The sequence below is a fragment of the Mixta mediterraneensis genome, assembly GCF_014946725.1.
GTDB classification, from domain to species: domain Bacteria; phylum Pseudomonadota; class Gammaproteobacteria; order Enterobacterales; family Enterobacteriaceae; genus Pantoea; species Pantoea mediterraneensis.
Map to the genome: position 1 here is coordinate 420,419 of NZ_JACFXY010000002.1, position 18,979 is coordinate 439,397.

The 18,979-nt window shown below is 50.4% G+C and carries 17 protein-coding genes and 1 pseudogene; 6 read left to right on the forward strand and 12 right to left on the reverse strand.

What is annotated here, in order from left to right:
- The first annotated feature begins 48 nt into the window (after nt 1-48).
- The 4 genes from H2P46_RS06260 (at nt 49) to pdeR (ending at nt 6,667) form a co-directional block, all read left to right on the forward strand.
- A complete protein-coding gene (locus tag H2P46_RS06260; protein WP_193404306.1) occupies nt 49-1,983 on the forward strand; it encodes an exoribonuclease II in 1,935 nt (644 codons plus the stop codon).
- A gap of 189 nt (nt 1,984-2,172) precedes the next feature.
- Nucleotides 2,173-4,239 carry a carbon starvation CstA family protein gene (locus H2P46_RS06265; RefSeq protein ID WP_193404307.1) on the forward strand — a complete coding sequence of 689 codons (2,067 nt, stop codon included), beginning with the start codon at nt 2,173-2,175 and terminating at the stop codon, nt 4,237-4,239.
- Nucleotides 4,232-4,522 carry a YbdD/YjiX family protein gene (locus H2P46_RS06270; protein ID WP_193404308.1) on the forward strand — a complete coding sequence of 97 codons (291 nt, stop codon included), beginning with the start codon at nt 4,232-4,234 and terminating at the stop codon, nt 4,520-4,522. The genes H2P46_RS06265 and H2P46_RS06270 overlap by 8 nt, the downstream gene beginning before the upstream one ends.
- Nucleotides 4,523-4,681: 159 nt before the next feature.
- Nucleotides 4,682-6,667 (forward strand): cyclic di-GMP phosphodiesterase, encoded by a 1,986-nt coding sequence (gene pdeR, locus H2P46_RS06275; protein WP_193404309.1) that lies wholly within the window; start codon nt 4,682-4,684, stop codon nt 6,665-6,667.
- A 15-nt stretch (nt 6,668-6,682) separates the two neighbouring features.
- Here the strand turns inward: pdeR and H2P46_RS06280 are convergent, their stop codons facing one another.
- The 3 genes and pseudogenes from H2P46_RS06280 to araD form a co-directional block, all read right to left on the reverse strand.
- Entirely contained in the window at nt 6,683-7,549 is an 867-nt protein-coding gene (locus H2P46_RS06280) for a crotonase/enoyl-CoA hydratase family protein (protein ID WP_193404310.1), read from the reverse strand.
- A gap of 142 nt (nt 7,550-7,691) precedes the next feature.
- Nucleotides 7,692-8,136: pseudogene (locus tag H2P46_RS06285) on the reverse strand (2-keto-3-deoxygluconate permease); the annotation flags it as partial.
- 12 nt (nt 8,137-8,148) lie between these two features.
- Nucleotides 8,149-8,847 (reverse strand): L-ribulose-5-phosphate 4-epimerase, encoded by a 699-nt coding sequence (gene araD, locus H2P46_RS06290; RefSeq protein ID WP_193404311.1) that lies wholly within the window; start codon nt 8,845-8,847, stop codon nt 8,149-8,151.
- Nucleotides 8,848-9,150: 303 nt separating this feature from the next.
- On the opposite strand from araD, the gene osmB reads away from it, so the two are divergent.
- Entirely contained in the window at nt 9,151-9,366 is a 216-nt protein-coding gene (gene osmB / locus H2P46_RS06295) for an osmotically-inducible lipoprotein OsmB (protein ID WP_193404312.1), read from the forward strand.
- A 60-nt stretch (nt 9,367-9,426) separates the two neighbouring features.
- On the opposite strand, the gene yciH is transcribed toward osmB, so the two are convergent.
- From yciH to pgpB, 5 genes are all read right to left on the reverse strand, one after another.
- A complete protein-coding gene (yciH, locus tag H2P46_RS06300) occupies nt 9,427-9,750 on the reverse strand; it encodes a stress response translation initiation inhibitor YciH (protein ID WP_193404313.1) in 324 nt (107 codons plus the stop codon).
- Nucleotides 9,750-10,469 (reverse strand): orotidine-5'-phosphate decarboxylase, encoded by a 720-nt coding sequence (gene pyrF, locus H2P46_RS06305; protein WP_193404314.1) that lies wholly within the window; start codon nt 10,467-10,469, stop codon nt 9,750-9,752. Before pyrF ends, yciH begins: the two co-directional genes overlap by 1 nt.
- Nucleotides 10,470-10,669: 200 nt before the next feature.
- Nucleotides 10,670-11,839, reverse strand: a complete 1,170-nt coding sequence (gene lapB, locus H2P46_RS06310) for a lipopolysaccharide assembly protein LapB (RefSeq protein WP_193404315.1) — start codon at nt 11,837-11,839, stop codon at nt 10,670-10,672.
- Between the two features lie 6 nt (nt 11,840-11,845).
- Nucleotides 11,846-12,151: a lipopolysaccharide assembly protein LapA domain-containing protein gene (locus H2P46_RS06315; RefSeq protein ID WP_193404316.1), complete on the reverse strand. Its 306-nt coding sequence runs from the start codon at nt 12,149-12,151 to the stop codon at nt 11,846-11,848.
- Between the two features lie 128 nt (nt 12,152-12,279).
- Complete coding sequence (pgpB, locus tag H2P46_RS06320; RefSeq protein WP_193404317.1) at nt 12,280-13,044, reverse strand: phosphatidylglycerophosphatase B; 765 nt, start codon at nt 13,042-13,044, stop codon at nt 12,280-12,282.
- A gap of 225 nt (nt 13,045-13,269) precedes the next feature.
- On the opposite strand from pgpB, the gene ribA reads away from it, so the two are divergent.
- Nucleotides 13,270-13,863 (forward strand): GTP cyclohydrolase II, encoded by a 594-nt coding sequence (gene ribA, locus H2P46_RS06325; RefSeq protein WP_193404373.1) that lies wholly within the window; start codon nt 13,270-13,272, stop codon nt 13,861-13,863.
- A gap of 39 nt (nt 13,864-13,902) precedes the next feature.
- On the opposite strand, the gene acnA is transcribed toward ribA, so the two are convergent.
- The 4 genes from acnA to cysB form a co-directional block, all read right to left on the reverse strand.
- On the reverse strand, nt 13,903-16,587 hold the full coding sequence (acnA, locus tag H2P46_RS06330) for an aconitate hydratase AcnA (RefSeq protein WP_193404318.1): 2,685 nt from the start codon (nt 16,585-16,587) through the stop codon (nt 13,903-13,905).
- Nucleotides 16,588-17,006: 419 nt separating this feature from the next.
- Nucleotides 17,007-17,186 (reverse strand): hypothetical protein, encoded by a 180-nt coding sequence (locus H2P46_RS06335; RefSeq protein ID WP_193404319.1) that lies wholly within the window; start codon nt 17,184-17,186, stop codon nt 17,007-17,009.
- A gap of 3 nt (nt 17,187-17,189) precedes the next feature.
- Complete coding sequence (locus H2P46_RS06340; protein ID WP_193404320.1) at nt 17,190-17,348, reverse strand: YmiA family putative membrane protein; 159 nt, start codon at nt 17,346-17,348, stop codon at nt 17,190-17,192.
- 494 nt (nt 17,349-17,842) lie between these two features.
- The gene (cysB, locus tag H2P46_RS06345; protein WP_193404321.1) at nt 17,843-18,817 is read right to left on the reverse strand and encodes an HTH-type transcriptional regulator CysB; all 975 of its coding nucleotides are present in this window, start codon (nt 18,815-18,817) and stop codon (nt 17,843-17,845) included.
- Between the last annotated feature and the right edge of the window lie 162 nt (nt 18,818-18,979).

An 18,979-nucleotide genomic window follows, 5' to 3' on the forward strand; every position in this document is an offset into this window, starting at 1 on the left:
TTCGCGTAAAACTGTCAGCCGCTCTTAGGCCACGAAACTAAAAAAATTATGTTCCAGGATAACCCGCTGCTCGCGCAGCTCAAAGAGAAGCTCCACTCGCAAACGCCTCGCGCCGAAGGTGTGGTAAAAGGCACCGAAAAAGGCTTCGGCTTCCTCGAAGTTGATGCGCAGAAAAGCTACTTCATTCCGCCTCCGCAGATGAAGAAAGTGATGCACGGTGACCGTATTGTCGCCATTATCCACAGCGACAAAGACCGGGAAAGCGCAGAGCCAGAAACGCTGGTTGAGCCGTTTCTGAGCCGCTTTGTTGGTCGCGTGCAGAAGAAAGACGATCGCCTTTCTATTGTCCCGGATCATCCGCTGTTGAAAGAGGCTATCCAATGCCGTCCAGCGCGCGGCGTGACGCATGACTTTCAGGCTGGCGACTGGGCCGTGGCTGAGATGCGCCGCCATCCGCTGAAAGGCGATCGCAGCTTCTATGCTGAACTGACGGAATTCATTGTTACCGCTGACGATCATCTTGCGCCCTGGTGGGTAACGCTGTCGCGTCATAATCTTGAACGTGAAGCGCCTGACGTCAGTTTTGGCGACATGCTGGAGGAGAATCTATCGCGTGAAGATCTGACCGCGCTGGATTTCGTCACCATCGACAGCGCCAGCACCGAAGATATGGATGATGCGCTGTATGTCGAAGAAATGGCCGATGGCGCATTACGCCTGACCATTGCGATCGCCGATCCTACCGCCTACGTGCCGGAAGGCAGCGAGCTGGATAAACTGGCGGCGCAACGTGCATTCACTAACTATCTGCCGGGCTTTAATATTCCCATGCTGCCACGCGAATTGTCTGATGACGTTTGTTCGCTGCGTCCGCATGTGCGTCGTCCAGCGCTGGCGTGTCGCGTAACCGTGGCAAAAGATGGCAGCCTGGGTGATGATCTGGCATTTTTCGCCGCCTGGATTGAGTCAAAAGCCAGGCTGGTCTACGACGAGGTTTCTGACTGGCTGGAAAACAGCGGCGAATGGAAACCGGAAAGCGACGCGATTGCTGACCAAATTCGCAGGCTGCATCGCCTCTGTCTGGCACGGAGTGAATGGCGACAGACTCATGCATTAGTGTTCAAAGATCGCCCGGATTACCGCTTCCTGCTGGGTGAAAAAGGCGAAGTATTAGAAATTATCGCTGAGCCACGCCGCATTGCTAACCGCATTGTTGAAGAAGCGATGATCCTGGCTAACGTCTGTGCTGCCAGTGTGCTGCGCGAACGGCTTGGCTTTGGTATTTACAACGTCCACCTTGGCTTTGACACTACCAATGCCGAGCAGGCTGCTGCCGTGCTGGCAACCCACGGTATTACCGTGGACGCAGAAGCGATCACCACGCTGGAAGGGTTCCGCGTGCTGCGTCGTGAGCTTGACGCTCAGCCAACCCAGTTCCTCGACAGCCGTATTCGTCGCTTCCAGACTTTTGCCGAAATCAGTACCGAGCCAGGTCCGCACTTTGGTTTGGGACTCGAGGCGTACGCTACCTGGACTTCGCCGATTCGTAAATTTGGCGATATGATCAACCATCGCCTGCTGAAAGCAATTATTCGTGGTGATGAGATTGCCCGTCCTGATGATGCGCTGACCGTCACCATGAGCGAGCGTCGCCGTCTGAATCGTATGGCCGAGCGCGATGTAGGTGACTGGCTGTATGCACGCTATCTGGCGCCTTTTGCCGGTAGCGATCGTAAATTCAGCGCTGAGATTATCGACGTGTCGCGTGGCGGTATGCGCGTTCGTTTGCTTGAATTTGGCGCGGTTGCATTTATCCCTGCCCCGTTCATTCACGCGGTGCGTGACGAACTGGTGTGCAGCCAGGAAAACGGCACCGTGCAGATCAAAGGCGAAGTGGCCTTCCGCGTAACCGATGTTATTGATGTGACCATCGCCGAAGTGCGTATGGAAACGCGCAGCGTCGTCGCGCGTCCAGCCGTATAAGCAGGCAAGTCTGCGGGGCAACTCAGGTTGTCCCGCTCTTCTCCTGGCTGCGAAAAAGTTAGCATAAATGTTAAATTTGTTCTTCGCCTCACACTTCCCCATCGATTAACTTCCACTTACATTCCATTACATTACCTTTGACTCGTTGCTTTCGATCGCTTCTCTCTCGATCTCTACAAGGAGTCAGTTATGAAAAACGTCAAAACCAGCATCGTCTGGTTAGCGGTGGCGTTAATAGGTGCGGGCGCTTTCGCCATGCTTGCATTAAGCCGTGGTGAACACGTTAACGCGGTATGGCTGGTTATCGCCTCTGTTGCCTGTTACAGCATCGCCTATCGCTTCTACAGTCTGTTTATTGCCCGTAATATTTTTGAGCTGGACGATCGCCGTCGCACGCCAGCTGAGCGTCTTAATGACGGTCTGGATTATGTTCCCACCAATAAATGGGTGCTGTTTGGCCACCACTTTGCGGCTATTGCGGGCGCAGGCCCGCTGGTTGGGCCGATTCTGGCGGCACAAATGGGCTTTCTGCCTGGCACTATCTGGATTCTGGTTGGCGTAATGATGGCCGGAGCGGTGCAGGATTTTCTGATTCTGTTCATTTCCACCCGCCGCGACGGACGTTCGCTGGGTGAAATGGCGCGTCAGGAACTGGGGGCCTTTGCTGGCGTGATTACTATGCTGGGTGCGCTTGGCGTGATGATCATCATTCTCTCTGCACTGGCTCTGGTTGTGGTCAAAGCACTGGCAAACAGTCCCTGGGGCCTGTTCACCATTGCTGCGACTATCCCGATCGCCCTGCTGATGGGCGTTTATATGCGCTTCATCCGTCCGGGAAAAATTGCTGAAGTGTCATTAATTGGCTTCGTGCTGATGATGGCCGCCATCATTTATGGTGGCGACGTGGCGCAACATCCTTTCTGGGGACCGTTCTTTACCCTGAAAGGCACATCGCTGACCTGGGTGCTGGTGATTTACGGCTTTATTGCTTCAGTACTGCCGGTTTGGCTGTTGCTGGCGCCGCGCGACTATCTTTCAACCTTCCTGAAAATCGGCGTGATCGCTGGGCTGGCGGTGGGTATTATTTTCGCCATGCCTGAAATGAAAATGCCTGCGGTGACGCGGTTTATTGATGGTACCGGCCCGGTCTTCTCTGGCTCACTGTTCCCGTTCCTGTTTATTACTATTGCCTGTGGTGCCATTTCCGGGTTTCATGCGCTGGTGTCCAGCGGCACTACGCCGAAGCTGGTCGAACGCGAAAGCCATATGCGTTTTATCGGCTACGGTGCCATGCTGATGGAGTCGTTTGTGGCGATTATGGCGTTAATCTGCGCCTCGGTACTGGACCCTGGCGTGTATTTTGCCATGAACTCCCCGGCGGCGTTGATTGGCACTACGGTGGAGAGCGCCTCGCAGATTATTAACGGCTGGGGCTTTGTCGTCACGCCGGAAGTGCTCAGTGGCATCGCCCGCGACGTTGGCGAAAATTCAATTCTTTCCCGTGCTGGTGGCGCGCCGACCTTCGCCGTCGGCATGGCGCACATCATCACCGACATATTCAACAGCCGCGTGATGATGGCGTTCTGGTATCACTTCGCCATTCTGTTCGAGGCGTTGTTTATTCTGACTGCGGTTGACGCGGGCACGCGTGCCTGCCGTTTTATGGTGCAGGATCTTGTAGGCACTGTGGTACCATCCATGGCGAATAACCGATCATGGCTGGGCAGTATGGCCGGTACGACTGTGGCGGTTGCTGGCTGGGGTTTCTTCGTCTATCAGGGCGTCGTTGATCCGCTTGGCGGCATTAACACTTTATGGCCGCTGTTCGGTATCGGCAATCAGATGCTGGCTTCAATGGCATTGATACTGGGTACAGTTGTGTTGTTCAAGATGAAAAAACAGCGTTACGCCTGGGTAACGATTCTGCCCACGATTTGGCTGTTTATTACCTCAATGGCCGCTGGCTGGCAGAAAATCTTCCACGAGAATCCCGCCATTGGTTTCCTTGCACAGGTCAACAAGTTCCGCAAAGGGCTGGATGAAGGGGTAATTATTGCCCCAGCGAAAAGCATTGCAGATATGCAAACCATTGTGTTCAGCAATCAAATCAACGCGGCGCTGTGCGGCTTCTTTATGCTGGTTGCTGTCACCATGTTGATTGCAGCGATATTTGTTATCCGTCGTGCGTTGCACAGCAACGTTCCAACAACACATGAATCCGAACCGTCGCTTCGTAAGGAGGTGCGTCATGTCTGATGCTATTCATCGCGCGTTACGCCCGCAAGGCGTCTGGCGTATCGAACGCTGCCTGATGTTGTCAGCACCGGCGGCAACGTGTTTTAGCTGGCGTAGGTTGTGGCGAGGCTTACAGCAAAGCTTTCGCTTAATGGTCGGCGAACAGGATTATCAAAAATATTTACAGCATATGCGCTGTCATCATGCGAACCAGACACCGATGACGGAACGCGAATTTCATCGATATTGTCTGGACGCGCGTTTTCCCAGCCAGGCTGGCAAACTGGGAAAATGCCCCTGTTAAATACTTCTTATCGCCCCGCGCTGACGGGGCTTTTTTGTGCCATTTATAGCTGGACAAAAAAATATATTAGATTTGTATCTTGTACTGACATCTGATGATGAATACTGTTGCTAAAATAATGAGATAACACTGACTAAGCACTCCCCGGGAGGAAGTTTCATGACCGATGAACAAGGGCAAACCTTGTTGTATACCTTATTTGGTACAACCAGCCCTCATTGGCGTCTCACCACGGACAGTGATGCGTTGCATTTTGCTGAAGATGAATCATCAACTACCCATATTGCCCTGCCGTTAACGCCGGGTCAGGCCAGTTTATTGCGCAGCATGCCGGTTATCACCTCCAGTATTAACCTGACGCTACCGCTGCATGGCGTACCCGTGCCAATGCATTTCGTTGGTCGTAAGGTGAACCAATCAAGCTGGGGCGGTACAGCGTCGGCCTGGGGCGATACTACTGCCGTGGCGCGTGATTTAACGCAGGGTCTCTCTTTTGCTGAGCAGGTGGTTTCAGAAGCCAATTCGGTCATCGTTATTCTCGATCAACGCGGCAATATTCAACGATTTAACCGCCTGAGTGAAGAATATACCGGCCTGCATGAGCATGAAGTCATCGGGCGCAACGTTTTTCAGCTTTTTATGAGTAAACAGGAAGCTGCGGCTTCGCGTCGCAACATTGCCGGTTTCTTTCGTGATGGCAACTCTTATGAAGTAGAACGCTGGATTAAAACCAAAAAGGGCCAGCGATTGTTTCTGTTTCGTAATAAGTTCGTGCACAGCGGTAGCGGGAAAAATGAAATTTTTCTCATCTGTTCAGGAATGGACATAACAGAGGAAAGGCGCGCTCAGGAACGCCTGCGGGTGCTGGCAAACACCGATACGGTAACGGGCCTACCTAATCGCAATGCTATTCAGCAACGGATGAGCCAGGCACTGGAACAGGCAGGTGACGATGAAACGGGTGTCGTGTACCTCGATCTGGATAACTTTAAGAAAGTTAACGACGCCTATGGGCACATGTTTGGCGATCAGCTGTTACAAGCCGTGTCGCTGGCGATTTTAAGCTGCCTGGATAAAGATCAAACGCTAGGACGGCTGGGTGGAGATGAGTTTGTGGTGCTGGCAGAACATACCAGCCAGGCTTCTCTGGAAGCGATGTCATCCCGCATTCTGGATCGCCTGCACCAGCCATTCCGCATTGGGCTGATCGAAGTGTATAGCGGCTGTTCCATTGGTATTGCCCTCGCCCCGCTGCACGGTGAAGATCGCGAAAGCCTGATCCGTAATGCCGATACGGCGATGTACCACGCCAAAGAGAACGGTCGCGGTAAATTTTGTGTGTTCACCGCTGAGATGAATCAGCGCGTGTTTGAATATTTATGGCTGGACACCAACTTACGCAAAGCGCTTGTGCTTGATCATTTAATCGTATTTTACCAGCCAAAAATCGACAGCGATGGCGAAGTGCGCAGCGCAGAAGCGTTAGTGCGCTGGAACTCGCCGGAGCGTGGCATGGTGTCTCCCGCAGAATTTATTCCATACGCGGAAGAGTCCGGATTGATCGTCCCGCTGGGGCGCTGGGTTATGCTCAACGTCCTGCAACAGGTGCTTACCTGGCGTCAGCAGGATATTGACCTGCGCGTGGCGGTAAATGTTTCGGCGCGTCAGCTGCTCGATAAAAGTATTTATTGTGATCTGAAACAAGCCTTAACCGACGCCGGACTGAGCGATTGCCCAATCGATATTGAGCTGACCGAAAGCTGCCTGATTGAGAATGAAGCCGAAGCCCTGACGCTAATGAAACAGTTTCAGGCGCTGGGTGCTCAGGTTCATCTTGACGATTTTGGTACGGGTTATTCGTCGCTGTCACAGTTAGCCCGTATGCCAATCAACGCTATTAAGCTCGATCAGAGCTTTATTCGTAATATTAATCAACAACCGGTTTCACAGTCGCTGGTTCGTGCGATTTTTGCCGTAGCCAAGGCACTTGATTTGCAGGTGATTGCTGAAGGCATTGAAACTGAAGCTGAAGAAAAATTTGTTCTCAATAGCGGAGTTGATGGACGCCAGGGTTACTACTATGCAAAACCAATGCCCGCAGAGCAGTTTGGGCATTGGCTGGCTAAGCATCCTGCCCGCGTTTAACGCTGGCTTATATTACTATCCCGCTTTACGCAACGAAGCGCTATGGCGGTTTTGTAATTGCACCAGACGTTCCATATAAGCAATATCTTTTGGTTCAATGGTGAAAGCAAAATCAACCCAATCTTCAGTGATGTCCATTAGCTCAGCGCGCGACAGTTGCAGTACGCGCTGACGCGCTTTGAGCATTGCCCGCACGCCATTCAGTTTAGGGCGGAGGGTGTCAATGAACGTACGCGTGGCGCGATAACTCTCGCCCGGCTGGAACACTTTGTCGACCAGGCCGCGCGTTTCGAACCATTCGGCGCTGTGTGATTCCCCTTCACAGATTAGCTCTTCCGCCAGTTTCATACCTGCACGACGAGCCACCAACGAATATCCGCCCATGCCCGGAAACAGGTTAAAGGCGATTTCAGGGAAGCCCATGCGTGCATTGTTTTGCGCCAGGATAAAATGGTGTGCCAGTGCGGCTTCAAATCCACCGCCTAATGCACTGCCTTCAATCATTGCTAACGTTACCGCACCGGTATCGAACCCACGCGCTGCTGAGTGAATGCAATCCACACAGGCGCGGGCATAAGCACGTAAAGCCTCGCGACGATTATTGCGAATGCACTCGACAAAAAAGCGTAAATCACCGCCCGCATTAAACATCTGCGGCACCAGCGAGCCAGTTACCCAGAAATCAATCGGCAAGCCCGAACGCTGAGCGGCGTAACTCAGGTTCATGATTTCCTCGATCAATTCATGATTGAAGCTGGGACGCGGTTGCGCCCGCAACATCATCCACATGGTGCGGCGTCCTTCCTCGTAATAAGCCACCAACTGTGTGGTATGTCCGACTTCGGTAAACAATCTGCAAGTTGCTTGGTTAATTACTGTCATAGTCTCATCCTCTGTTTATTAGATGCGTTTTTTACGCTACATCAGCGTAATGCAGAGCGAGGCCAGACCAAATGAGAGATTGATTTATAACACGAAATCCAGAGGTATCCCCGACACGTCTATCAGGGATTGATTAGGAGGGTTACTTAATGGCCGCGCGTTGACTTATCGCAATCTGCGAACGCTTAACGCGTTTTGAATAAACAGCGGTGATAATCGGTACCAGGACGGAAGTGACAATAACTGAAGTCGCAACAAGTGCAGTTGCGGCAGGTGTAACCGGTTTAAACTGGGGCAGCATTTCAGCAATTAATACCGGCGTGGCGACGGCAGTACCTGCGGTACTGGACGCGGCGATACCTGCGGTTCCATCACCACCACCAATAAGGCGATCGGTGATGATTAACGGAATGCCGGTAATTATAATTCACCGCAACACCAGGCATAATGCCCAGCAAGCCGGTTTCGGCAACCACCGCTAGGTTAATCGTATTGCCTAAGGCAAAAGCGAAGAACGGGATCAGCGTATGTACCGCTTTGCCAAAAAATTCACGTCGTTCCGGGTCGGGATTACCCAGCGCAAAACCCCTTTAGGTTATTTACTTTTGTCCATACCAGGCATTTTCACCGTGTTTGCGCAGATAATGGAGATCAAGCAAGGTTTGCTGAATCGGCGGCAAGCTGGCGGTTAATTGCTGGCTGAATAAACCCTTATAAGCCACTTCTTCTAATATTACAGCGCTGTGAACAGCAGCATGTGCGTCTTTTCCCCATGCGAAAGGTCCGTGCGAATTAACCAGCACAGCGGGAATAGCACTGGGAGAGAGTTCGCGTTGAGCAAAGGTCTCAATAATCACTTCGCCGGTATTCCATTCATATTCGCTTTTAATTTCCTGATCGCGCATTGCACGCGTACAGGGGATTTCGCCATAAAAATCATCCGCATGGGTAGTTCCCCATGCAGGTATTGCGCGTCCCGCCTGCGCCCAGATCGTGGCGTGGCGCGAATGTGTATGCACAATACCGCCAACTTCTGGCCAGGCAAGGTAAAGCGCGCGATGGGTTGCCGTGTCAGAAGAAGGACGTTTGTCCCCTTCAACGACTTCACCGGTAGCAAGATCAACCACTACCATATCATCCCGCTTCATTACGTCGTAACGCACACCCGACGGTTTGATTACCAGCAGGTTTTGCTCGCGATCGATAGCGCTGACATTTCCCCAGGTAAACGTCACTAAATTATATTTGGGCAAATCCAGGTTGGCTTCTAAAACCTGTTGTTTAAGCTGTTCCAGCATTCCTTTTCTCCGGCTGACAATCGTGCTTAAAGTTTGCGGAGCAAGCGGGTAAAAGGTTATGGAGCAAATAGCTATAAACGCAGAATGAATTGGCTATGAAAGCAAAATTGTGGTGTGAATTGAGAATTGTCTGCCTTCGGAAATTTCACAGAATGTTTAAAATATTTTCAAATATAGAGCGGCCCTGTTTGCCTGGGTTTAATGCTCTTAAGGGAGGGGTAACAGAATGACGGTAGCGGGTGAAATTTATTTCGGCGCTATACTTAACGTGTTGCCTCTGTGAGCACACTAAAGGAGAAGTTTATGACAATTACAATGAAACGAATTAGTGCGGCCGTTCTTGCTACCACGTTGATTGTCGCGTTAAGCGGTTGTTCAAACTGGTCGAAGCGCGATCGCAATACGGCTATTGGGGCCGGTGCTGGCGCCATTGGTGGTTCTGTTCTGACTAATGGCAGCGGGCTTGGCACCGTGGGCGGTGCAGCGGTAGGCGGTATTATCGGTCATCAGGTCCATTAATAGCCTAATTAAACGCGGCTACCTGTACATCGGGCTAACTAACTAGCCCGATTCATTGCCTTAACCGCCCGCCAGCTTGACCTTCATCCCCTTCGCTTCCAGCAGATTTTTGAGCAGATCACGTTTATCACCCTGGATTTCGATAACGCCATCTTTTAATGAACCACCGCAGCCGCATTTTTTCTTCAGCTCAGCGGTAAGCTGGGTTAATGCCGCATCATCCAAATCGATACCAGTAATCAGGCAGACGCCTTTACCTTTACGGCCACTGGTCTGTCGCTGTATGCGAACGATGCCATCACCTTTAGGCCGTTCGGCTTTAGGCTGCGGCTGTTCTATGCGCCCCACACCGGTCGAATACACCAGAGGATTATCGCGACTCATTAAGCTTCTCCCAGGCTGTGCAGAATGGATTGCAGGGTAGCGGCCGGATCGGCTGATTGGGTGATCGGACGCCCAATTACCATATAGTCTACGCCAGCCTGTTTCGCCTGTTGTGGCGTCATAATGCGGCGCTGATCGCCGGCATCGCTACCCGCCGGACGAATACCTGGCGTGACTAGCGTAAAATCCTGTCCTATTGCCTGTCTGAAACGTCCGGCTTCATGGGCGGAACACACTACCCCGTTAAGTCCACATTCGGCGGTTAATTTTGCCAGCCGCTCCGCCTGTTCTGCTGGCGTGAGCGTAATACCCAAACCTTTAAGATCGTCGGCATCCATGCTGGTTAATACCGTAACAGCGATAAGCAACGGGGCATCTTTGCCAAACGGTATTAACGCTTCACGTGCGGCATTCATCATTCGCGCCCCGCCGCTGGCATGCACGTTCACCATCCAGACGCCAAGATCGGCGGCTGCGGCAACAGCATGCGCGGTAGTGTTTGGAATATCATGAAATTTGAGATCAAGGAATACATTGAAGCCGCGCTGTTGCAGGTCTTTTACCAGCGTTGGGCCAAATAAGGTGAACATCTCTTTGCCCACTTTCAGTCGGCAACTGCGAGGATCGATCTGGTCAACAAAACGTAATGCGCTATTAAGGTCGTGATAATCGAGCGCCACCAGAATCGGCGAAGCGGTCACAGTTTGGGGTGAAGGCATAGCATTTCCTCTGCAGTGGGCACCCGCAGGCGCATGATTCAAACGGCAAGCATTCTACCTGCGGCCCTGCATCATCACAATCGCTGTTCTTGCCTGTATGACAAGAAGCTGCTCGATGCTGGCAATGGAATAAGTATTTTTATTTGTATGTTGTAACTAAAACATATACCGACGTGCTTTCGCTCTGCAATCCCCCCGCTTTATTGTCCGTCGAGACCACGAATGGGTTTTACAGAGGACCAGGTACGGCAGGAAGGACAATGCCAGTAAAGCGCATGTGCAGTGAAGCCACATTTTTGGCAGCGATAGCGCGGTTTGGTGCGAATCTGCTCGCCCACCATATCGCGTAATACCATAAGGCTTTCTTTTGCGCGCCCGTCTTCAGCTTCGTGCAGGTGGAAATCCATCAGGCGATGAAACACCCGCATCGTGGGATGACGTTGTAATTGTCGATTGATATACAGCTGCGCCGCTTCCGGGCCCTGCTGCTGCTCAAGTATTTCGGACATGTAAAGCTCGGCCGCAGCCCCGGTGTTTTCTTCAACGCAACGCTGCAGAAAATCAGCCCAGGCTTCCGGCTGGTTCAGGCGCTGGAAACAGGTTTCCAGCATAGGGAGTGTTTCACTCACTAACTCTTTATCCTGATCAAGCACACGCTGCAAATGTCCAACGGCTTTGGCATAATCGCCCTTCTCCATCAGGATGCGGCCCATCATGATAGAAATACGCGCACTTTGCCGATCGGCGGCTTCGCCCTTTTTCAGTAAATTCATGGCGCGATCGAGATCGTCGCTGCTCATCGCCTGCAACGCGAGTTCGCAATAAAAATGGGCAATTTCGCCTTTTTGTTTATCTTTACCTAATTTAACTAAACGCTCGGCAACGTCTATTGCCTGCTGCCAGTCGCTGGTAGCCTGGTGAATCAGCAATAGCTGTTGTAATGCGCTGAGACGAAAATCTGTTTCATCAGTTAATTGCTTGAACATGTCCTCTGCACGGTCATAAAGACCGGCAGCCATGTAATCGCGCCCTAACTGCTGAATGGCAAGTAAACGCTGATCGTAGCTCAGAGACGCGCTTTCCATTAATGACTGATGGATACGAATGGCACGATCAACTTCGCCACGCGAACGGAATAAGTTACCTAACGTAAGGTGAGCCTCAACCGTGCCGCTGTCCTCTTTCAGCATATCCAGAAACAGATCAACCGCTTTATCTTGCTGGTTGGACAGCAGGAAGTTCACACCCGTGACATATTCGCGAGATAAGCGGTTCGCTTCCTGTTGCTTGCCCTGCTGCGCACTACGTCGGCCCATATACCAGCCGTACGCAGCAGCAATTGGAAGCAACAGAAACAGCAATTCAAGCATGGACGATTATTCCCGGGCAGACGATGATGTCGTCGTCATTGACGTACTGCCCTGTTCAATTTGCGCCTGCATACGTTTTACTTTGCGCTGTGCATTTGCCAACGAAACGCGGACGCGTAACCAGAACAAACCGCAAATTGCCCAGCCGAGCAAAAATCCTGCGCCAAACAAGGCTGCCAGTAAGGTAGAGATACGGAATTGGCCCTGTGCGAGCAGATAGTTAAAGGTGATGACCTGATCGTTATGCGCGCCTAAGGTGACGGAAATGATGAAGATGACCAAAACCATTAAAAAAATCAGCAAATATTTCACAGTGCATCCTGTTGTGAGGTTATCGGGAATAATTATGCCAAAATTACTGCAAAAATGCTGCTGCCAGCAGCACCGGACGATTCGTTTTTACGCAAGCGCAATCAAAAATATGAAGCCGACGCGTGGAATTACAATTCAGGCTTGCGTTGTGCGACTTCATTTTGCTCACCAGGAGGCAAGCTAAGCGGCCCGCAGAAACGCTGCGCCAGCCAGGTTGCGATGGTCACCAGCAACCATGACAATCCCGTCGCCATCACCAAATCACGCGGCCAGTGCATACCGAGTAACAGACGGCTGCCCATTACGGCGCTGGCCCACAAGAACACTATTGCTACCGTTTTGTAATGCCGACGTGGCCACAGTAATCCAGCGATCAGTAATGCCCAGCTGGCGGCAAACATAGTATGTCCCGAAGGAAATGCAAAGCCGGTTTCGTGCGCCCAATGTCTTTTTAGCCAGGCCGGTAACAGCGTATCGTCTGCCATCAATGTTTCCACCCTCTGGCTGCGCTGTTTGCGCTTTAACGCATAGAACGCTTTATCGTCCAGATCATGACTGTGTTCCAGCCACACCACATACGGACGCGGTTCCTGAACCCGATCTTTGATATAAGATTTAGTGTACTGTCCGGTCAGGATAGTGACGTTCATAATCAACAGCAGCAAAATCGCAGGCTTCCAGCGAAAGCGCAGACACCACATTACCCACGCGCTTAAAAGCAAACTGGTTAATGTCCCCCACGGGCTGGAGACGGTTTCAGTCATCCAAAATAAAAATTTTAATACCGTACCGCTTTCGCCGGGTTGCCATTGCCAGCCAGAAACCCACACGGTTAGCGGCATAATCAAAAGCAGCAGCAGCCCTACCGTGGTGCGGCGCAAAATCTTATACATCCATTTTCCTTTTACAGGGCCAGATTAGCGTCAGGCGAATAACTTTAGCTTAAAAAAGAATAACATAACCATTGCAGATTGGATAATTGTGCTTTATCACTACAATCGCTCTGACAGATTACCAGCCTACCTGTGGGTTGTGGCACAATATTAACGTTTATCGGGCTACACTCGCCCGGCGCTATCATGATGATAGTGCATCCGCTGAAGGTTCTGGAGAGTCACATGCAGCTTAAACGGGTGGCAGAAGCCAAACTGCCAACGCCATGGGGAGATTTCCTGATGGTAGGTTTTGAAGAACTGGCAACCGGCCATGACCATGTCGCGCTGGTCTTTGGTGAGATTAATGATAACGATCCGGTTTTGGCGCGCGTCCATTCGGAGTGCCTGACGGGCGATGCGCTTTTTAGTTTGCGTTGCGACTGTGGCTTCCAGCTAGAAGCAGCCTTAAACGCGATTGCTGAAGAAGGTCGTGGTGTGCTTCTTTACCATCGCCAGGAAGGTCGCAATATTGGCCTGCTGAATAAAATTCGCGCTTACGCATTGCAGGATAAAGGTTACGATACCGTTGAAGCCAATCATCAACTGGGTTTCGCCGCTGACGAACGCGATTTCACGCTCTGCGCAGACATGTTTAAACTGCTTGGGGTTAATGAAGTCCGGTTGTTAACCAATAATCCGCGCAAAGTAGAGATCTTATCGGAAGCCGGCATTAATATCGTTGAGCGTGTGCCGTTGATTGTGGGCCGCAATCCGAAAAATTCGCACTATCTCGATACTAAAGCAGCCAAGATGGGACATTTACTGCCGAAGTCTTGATGTAAAAAAGCCGGGGTTCTGCAACGAACCCCGGCTTTTTTATTCGTTGAGCATATTACGAATCACATAGTGCAAAATGCCATCATTACGGTAATAGGTCAGTTCATTACCTGTATCTATACGGCATCGGGTTTCAAGCATGTCTTTACTGCCATCAGCCCGCGTTAAGGTGACGTTAACCGTGCAGCCTGGCTGCAACTGCTCCAGATTTTCAACATCGATTAACTCTTCGCCGGTTAATCCCAGCGTTTTACGTGTCGTACCCACCGGGAACTCCAGCGGCAAAATCCCCATACCAATGAGGTTCGAGCGGTGAATACGTTCAAACGATTCGGCAATGACAACACGAACGCCCTGCAGACGTGGCCCTTTCGCTGCCCAGTCACGACTTGAGCCTGAACCGTACTCTTTACCGGCAATGACGGCCAGGGGAATCCCCTCATCCTGGTATTTCATTGCAGCATCATAGATTGCTAACTGTTCGCCATCAGGATGATGCCTGGTATAACCCCCTTCTACGCCAGGCACCATTTCGTTACGGATACGGATATTGGCAAACGTACCGCGCATCATAACTTCATGGTTACCACGGCGCGAACCGTAGGAGTTAAAATCATTGCGCTCAACACCATGCGCCAGTAAATAACGCCCGGCTGGACTTTCCGCTTTAATACTGCCTGCTGGCGAAATATGGTCGGTAGTAACGGAATCGCCCAGCATTGCCAGTACGCGCGCGCCCTTAATATCCTGAACTGGCTTCGGCTGTTTTTCCATATCATCAAAGAAGGGAGAAAGACGGATATAGGTTGAGCCTTCATCCCAGTCGTAGGTAGCAGCTTCACTGACTTTAATCTGCTGCCATTCCGGCGTGCCATCAAAGACTTCGGCATATTCTTTATGAAACATGTCGCTGGTAACTTGCTGAACGGCTGTTGAGATTTCTTCCGGGGAAGGCCAGATATCCTGAAGATAAACCGGCTGTCCGTTACGATCGTTACCGATGGGATCGGTTTGCAGATTAACCTTCATATTCCCCGCCAGGGCATACGCCACCACCAGCGGCGGCGAAGCCAGCCAGTTTGTTTTTATCAGGGGATGAATACGGCCTTCAAAGTTACGATTGCCGGACAGTACTGCTCCAACGGTTAAATCGCCTTCTTTAATCGAGGATTCAATTTCATCAGGCAGCGGACCGGAGTTACCGATACAGGTCGTACAGCCATACCCCACCAGGTTAAAGCCCAGTTTATCCAGATAAGGCGTTAGCTGCGCCACAGCAAGGTAATCCGAAACAACCTTAGATCCGGGAGCCAGCGACGCTTTGACCCACGGCTTACGCTTAAGGCCCCGCTCGACCGCTTTCTTCGCCAGCAAACCGGCCGCCATTAAAACGCTGGGGTTAGACGTGTTAGTACAAGACGTTATCGCGCTGATGACCACCGCGCCGTCAGTAAGCGCATGGCTTAAGCCTGTTTCACTATCGGTATAATTGACAGTTTTATGGGTTTTTTGCGCCTGATTCACTTCCAGCTCATTGCTGGCATCAAAAGCGGCAGGAACATCCCCCAGCGAAACGCGATCTTGTGGACGCTTCGGCCCCGCCAGGCTTGATTCAACATCATTCATATCTAATGCTAAGGTGCTGGTAAATACAGGTTCATCGCCCGCATTACGCCACATCCCCTGCTGCTTAGCGTAGGCTTCAACCAGCGCCACCTGTTCTGCCTCCCGACCCGTTAAAGTCATATAACTCAGCGTAACTTCGTCAATCGGAAAAAAGCCGCAGGTTGCGCCGTATTCTGGAGCCATGTTGGCAATCGTTGCGCGATCCGCCAGCGGCAAATCGGCCAGGCCATCGCCATAAAACTCCACAAACTTCCCTACCACACCGTGCTTACGCAGCATTTGCGTTACGGTCAGAACTAAATCTGTTGCGGTGATACCGGGCCGCAACTTGCCGGTTAACTTGAAGCCTACTACGTCCGGGATCAGCATTGATACCGGCTGACCCAGCATTGCGGCTTCAGCCTCAATTCCCCCCACGCCCCAGCCCAGAACGCCAAGCGCGTTGATCATTGTCGTATGCGAGTCGGTGCCAACTAAGGTATCCGGCCAGGCATATTCTTTACCGTCGATATTTTCGTGCCAGATGGATTTACCCAGATACTCCAGGTTAACCTGGTGACAAATCCCGGTGCCCGGCGGCACAACGCGGAATTTGTCGAAAGCTTTTTGGCCCCAACGTAAAAAGACATAGCGTTCATGGTTACGTTCCATCTCCAGCCGAACGTTCTCTTCGAAGGCATCATCATCGCCAAAATGGTCAACGGTTACCGAATGGTCAATGACCAAATCAACCGGAGATAACGGGTTCACTTTTGCTACATCGCCGCCAAGACGTTTAACCGCTTCACGCATGGCTGCCTGATCGACCACAGCGGGAACGCCGGTAAAATCCTGCATCAATACGCGCGCCGGACGATAGGCTATTTCACGATCGGCGTGGGCTGTCTTTTGCCAGTCAACAATTGCCCGAATATCTTCTGCCGTCACGGAATCGCCGTCTTGCCAGCGCAAAAGATTTTCCAGTAAAACTTTCATGGATTTAGGGAGACGATCAATATTACCGAGGTGTTGTGCAGCGCGTGGCAGACTAAAAAAATGATAGGTTTGGTTGTCGGCCTGTAATGTTTCCTGACTTTGCTCTCGTAGGGTTAACGGCATAGCTCCTCCTTTATAATCATGATCTTTAAACCTCAGCGATAATAAGGTTTATGTTAAATATAGACCACAATTCCGTTAACGTTTTGATTACACCACAGATTGCTACCTTCTAATGTAAACAAAAATGCCCCGTAGTAGCTACGAGGCATCAGAAAGAGGTGATTTAATTCAAATTAAAATGCGATCCATACAGCTGCAGACCAAAACGCCAGAGAAAAGGCGTAGGCGCTAAGCCAGGACAGTTTGATAATGTTCATAGGTTCACTCCCGCCGAAAACGGCGCAAAAAGTTATGTGCTTATCCCGTTATGGACGACATCTTTTATGCTGAGCGTGAGGATGGGTTTTTAACGTACCCGCCGGAATAACCGGAAAGAAGAGACGAATAGATTAATAAATAATTGTTTACGGCTTACTGCATTATTTACTTTTCGGATCCATGAAGGATTCGATGAAGTTACGCTGGGTATCACTCAACTCCCAGGAAACCGGGATTGCCGTTCCTTCCTGCTTCGCGACTGGCTCTTTTGCTTTACAGGCAGAAGGCTTGTGCTGGCGCGCTGTCAGAGAACGTTTATGGTTGAGTGTGTTTGCCCACATAGCTTAGCCCCACATACGCCAGATCATTAAAGCTACGACTACCCAGAACAGTGCAGAAGCAGCAAATACAGTTAACCAGGCTTTGCGGCGAGTATTGCCTGAACGCTCAACCTTGGTACTTTTAGTCGGGAATCCCGTTTGTACAGTCAGTCTCGTAGTCATAGTTTTTTATAATCACTCTCAATAAAATGATTGTTAACGCCGATAAAGAATTAGGATGAATCCTAAACTTGTTAAGACCAAAAATCCAGTTATTTTTATTGAACACAACGATTAACGCTATTTATCAAAATGGCCAAATAACTTAAGGAATCATTAACTTCGGCGCAGCATTTTAATTAAAACATTACATTGTAAATTTGGCTTAAATTGTTATTAGTGCCATCTAAAACTATAGTTTTAAATTCAGAGCCTGATAAAGCGCGGTTTCACATCCTGTTTTAACTAGAGTATGGGAATATTCCTGGTAGGCCGCAAAGCGCTAACACAAAAAATGTGTACTAATTCGCATTTAAGGAACAGCAGTAAGGAAACATGTGACCGATGTTTCATTTACAAAAAATAATAAAAAAAATTCGACATTAGGCTGGCGCTAACTGCTAGCCGTAAAAAAGGCCGCTTCAAGCGGCCTTTAGTAATATTAATGAATAACGCAATTATTTAAATGGCAATTTGATGTCTTTAAACATCGCTTCAATATCTTCATTTGAACGTAATGCAACCGCAGCGTCCACCACATCACGGGTCAAATGAGGGGCAAAACGTTGTATAAAATCATACATATAACTTCTCAGAAAGGTGCTGCGGCGAAAGCCAATTTTCGTGGTGCTGTTTATGAAAATTTCAACAGCTTCAATCCTGACCAGGTCAGGATCAGATACCGGATCAACGGCCATACTGGCAATCACCCCTACGCCTAATCCTAATCTAACGTAAGTTTTGATGACGTCTGCATCGGTTGCGGTAAAAACAATACGTGGCACTAACCCTGCCAGATTGAAGGCGGTATCAAGTTCAGAGCGACCCGTAAAGCCAAACGTATAGGTTACCAGCGGATAATCTGCCAGCTCCTCAATCGTTACCTGCGCTTTTCCTGCTAAAGGGTGATCTGGCGTAACGACAATCGCGCGATTCCAGTGATAGCACGGCAACATAATCAGGTCGTCATAGAGATGCAGCGCTTCAGTAGCAATAGCAAAATCAGCATTCCCTTTCGACACGGCTTCTGCAATTTGCGTGGGTGAACCCTGATGCATATGTAGCGAAACACGTGGATAACGTTCAATAAAGCCTTTGATTACGCCAGGTAGTGCATAGCGAGCTTGTGTATGAGTGGTTGCGACGTATAGCGAACCTTTATCAGGCCAGGTATGCTCGCCCGCTACTGACTTAATGGCATCAACCTTCGACAAAACTTCGCGGGCAATACGGATAATCTCTTCGCCAGCCGGTGTCACCTGAGTTAAATGTTTGCCACTTCGGGCAAAGATTTGTACGCCTAGTTCATCTTCTAGCATACGGACTTGTTTGCTGATGCCGGGTTGCGAGGTATAGAGACCCTCTGCCGTTGAAGATACATTAAGATTGTGATTAACCACTTCGACGATATAACGCAACTGCTGTAATTTCATATCTGTTCCATCCCGGTAAGTTACAGAGCCGCATCCCCGGCTGACGTGATGTCGCCTTAATAAAGTGCTGAATGCCAGGTATCAGAAAGGTCGGAAATGCTATAACCACTATATCATTTAACAGTCAAATGTAGAACGGATTGATATAAGGCTCAGAAAAAG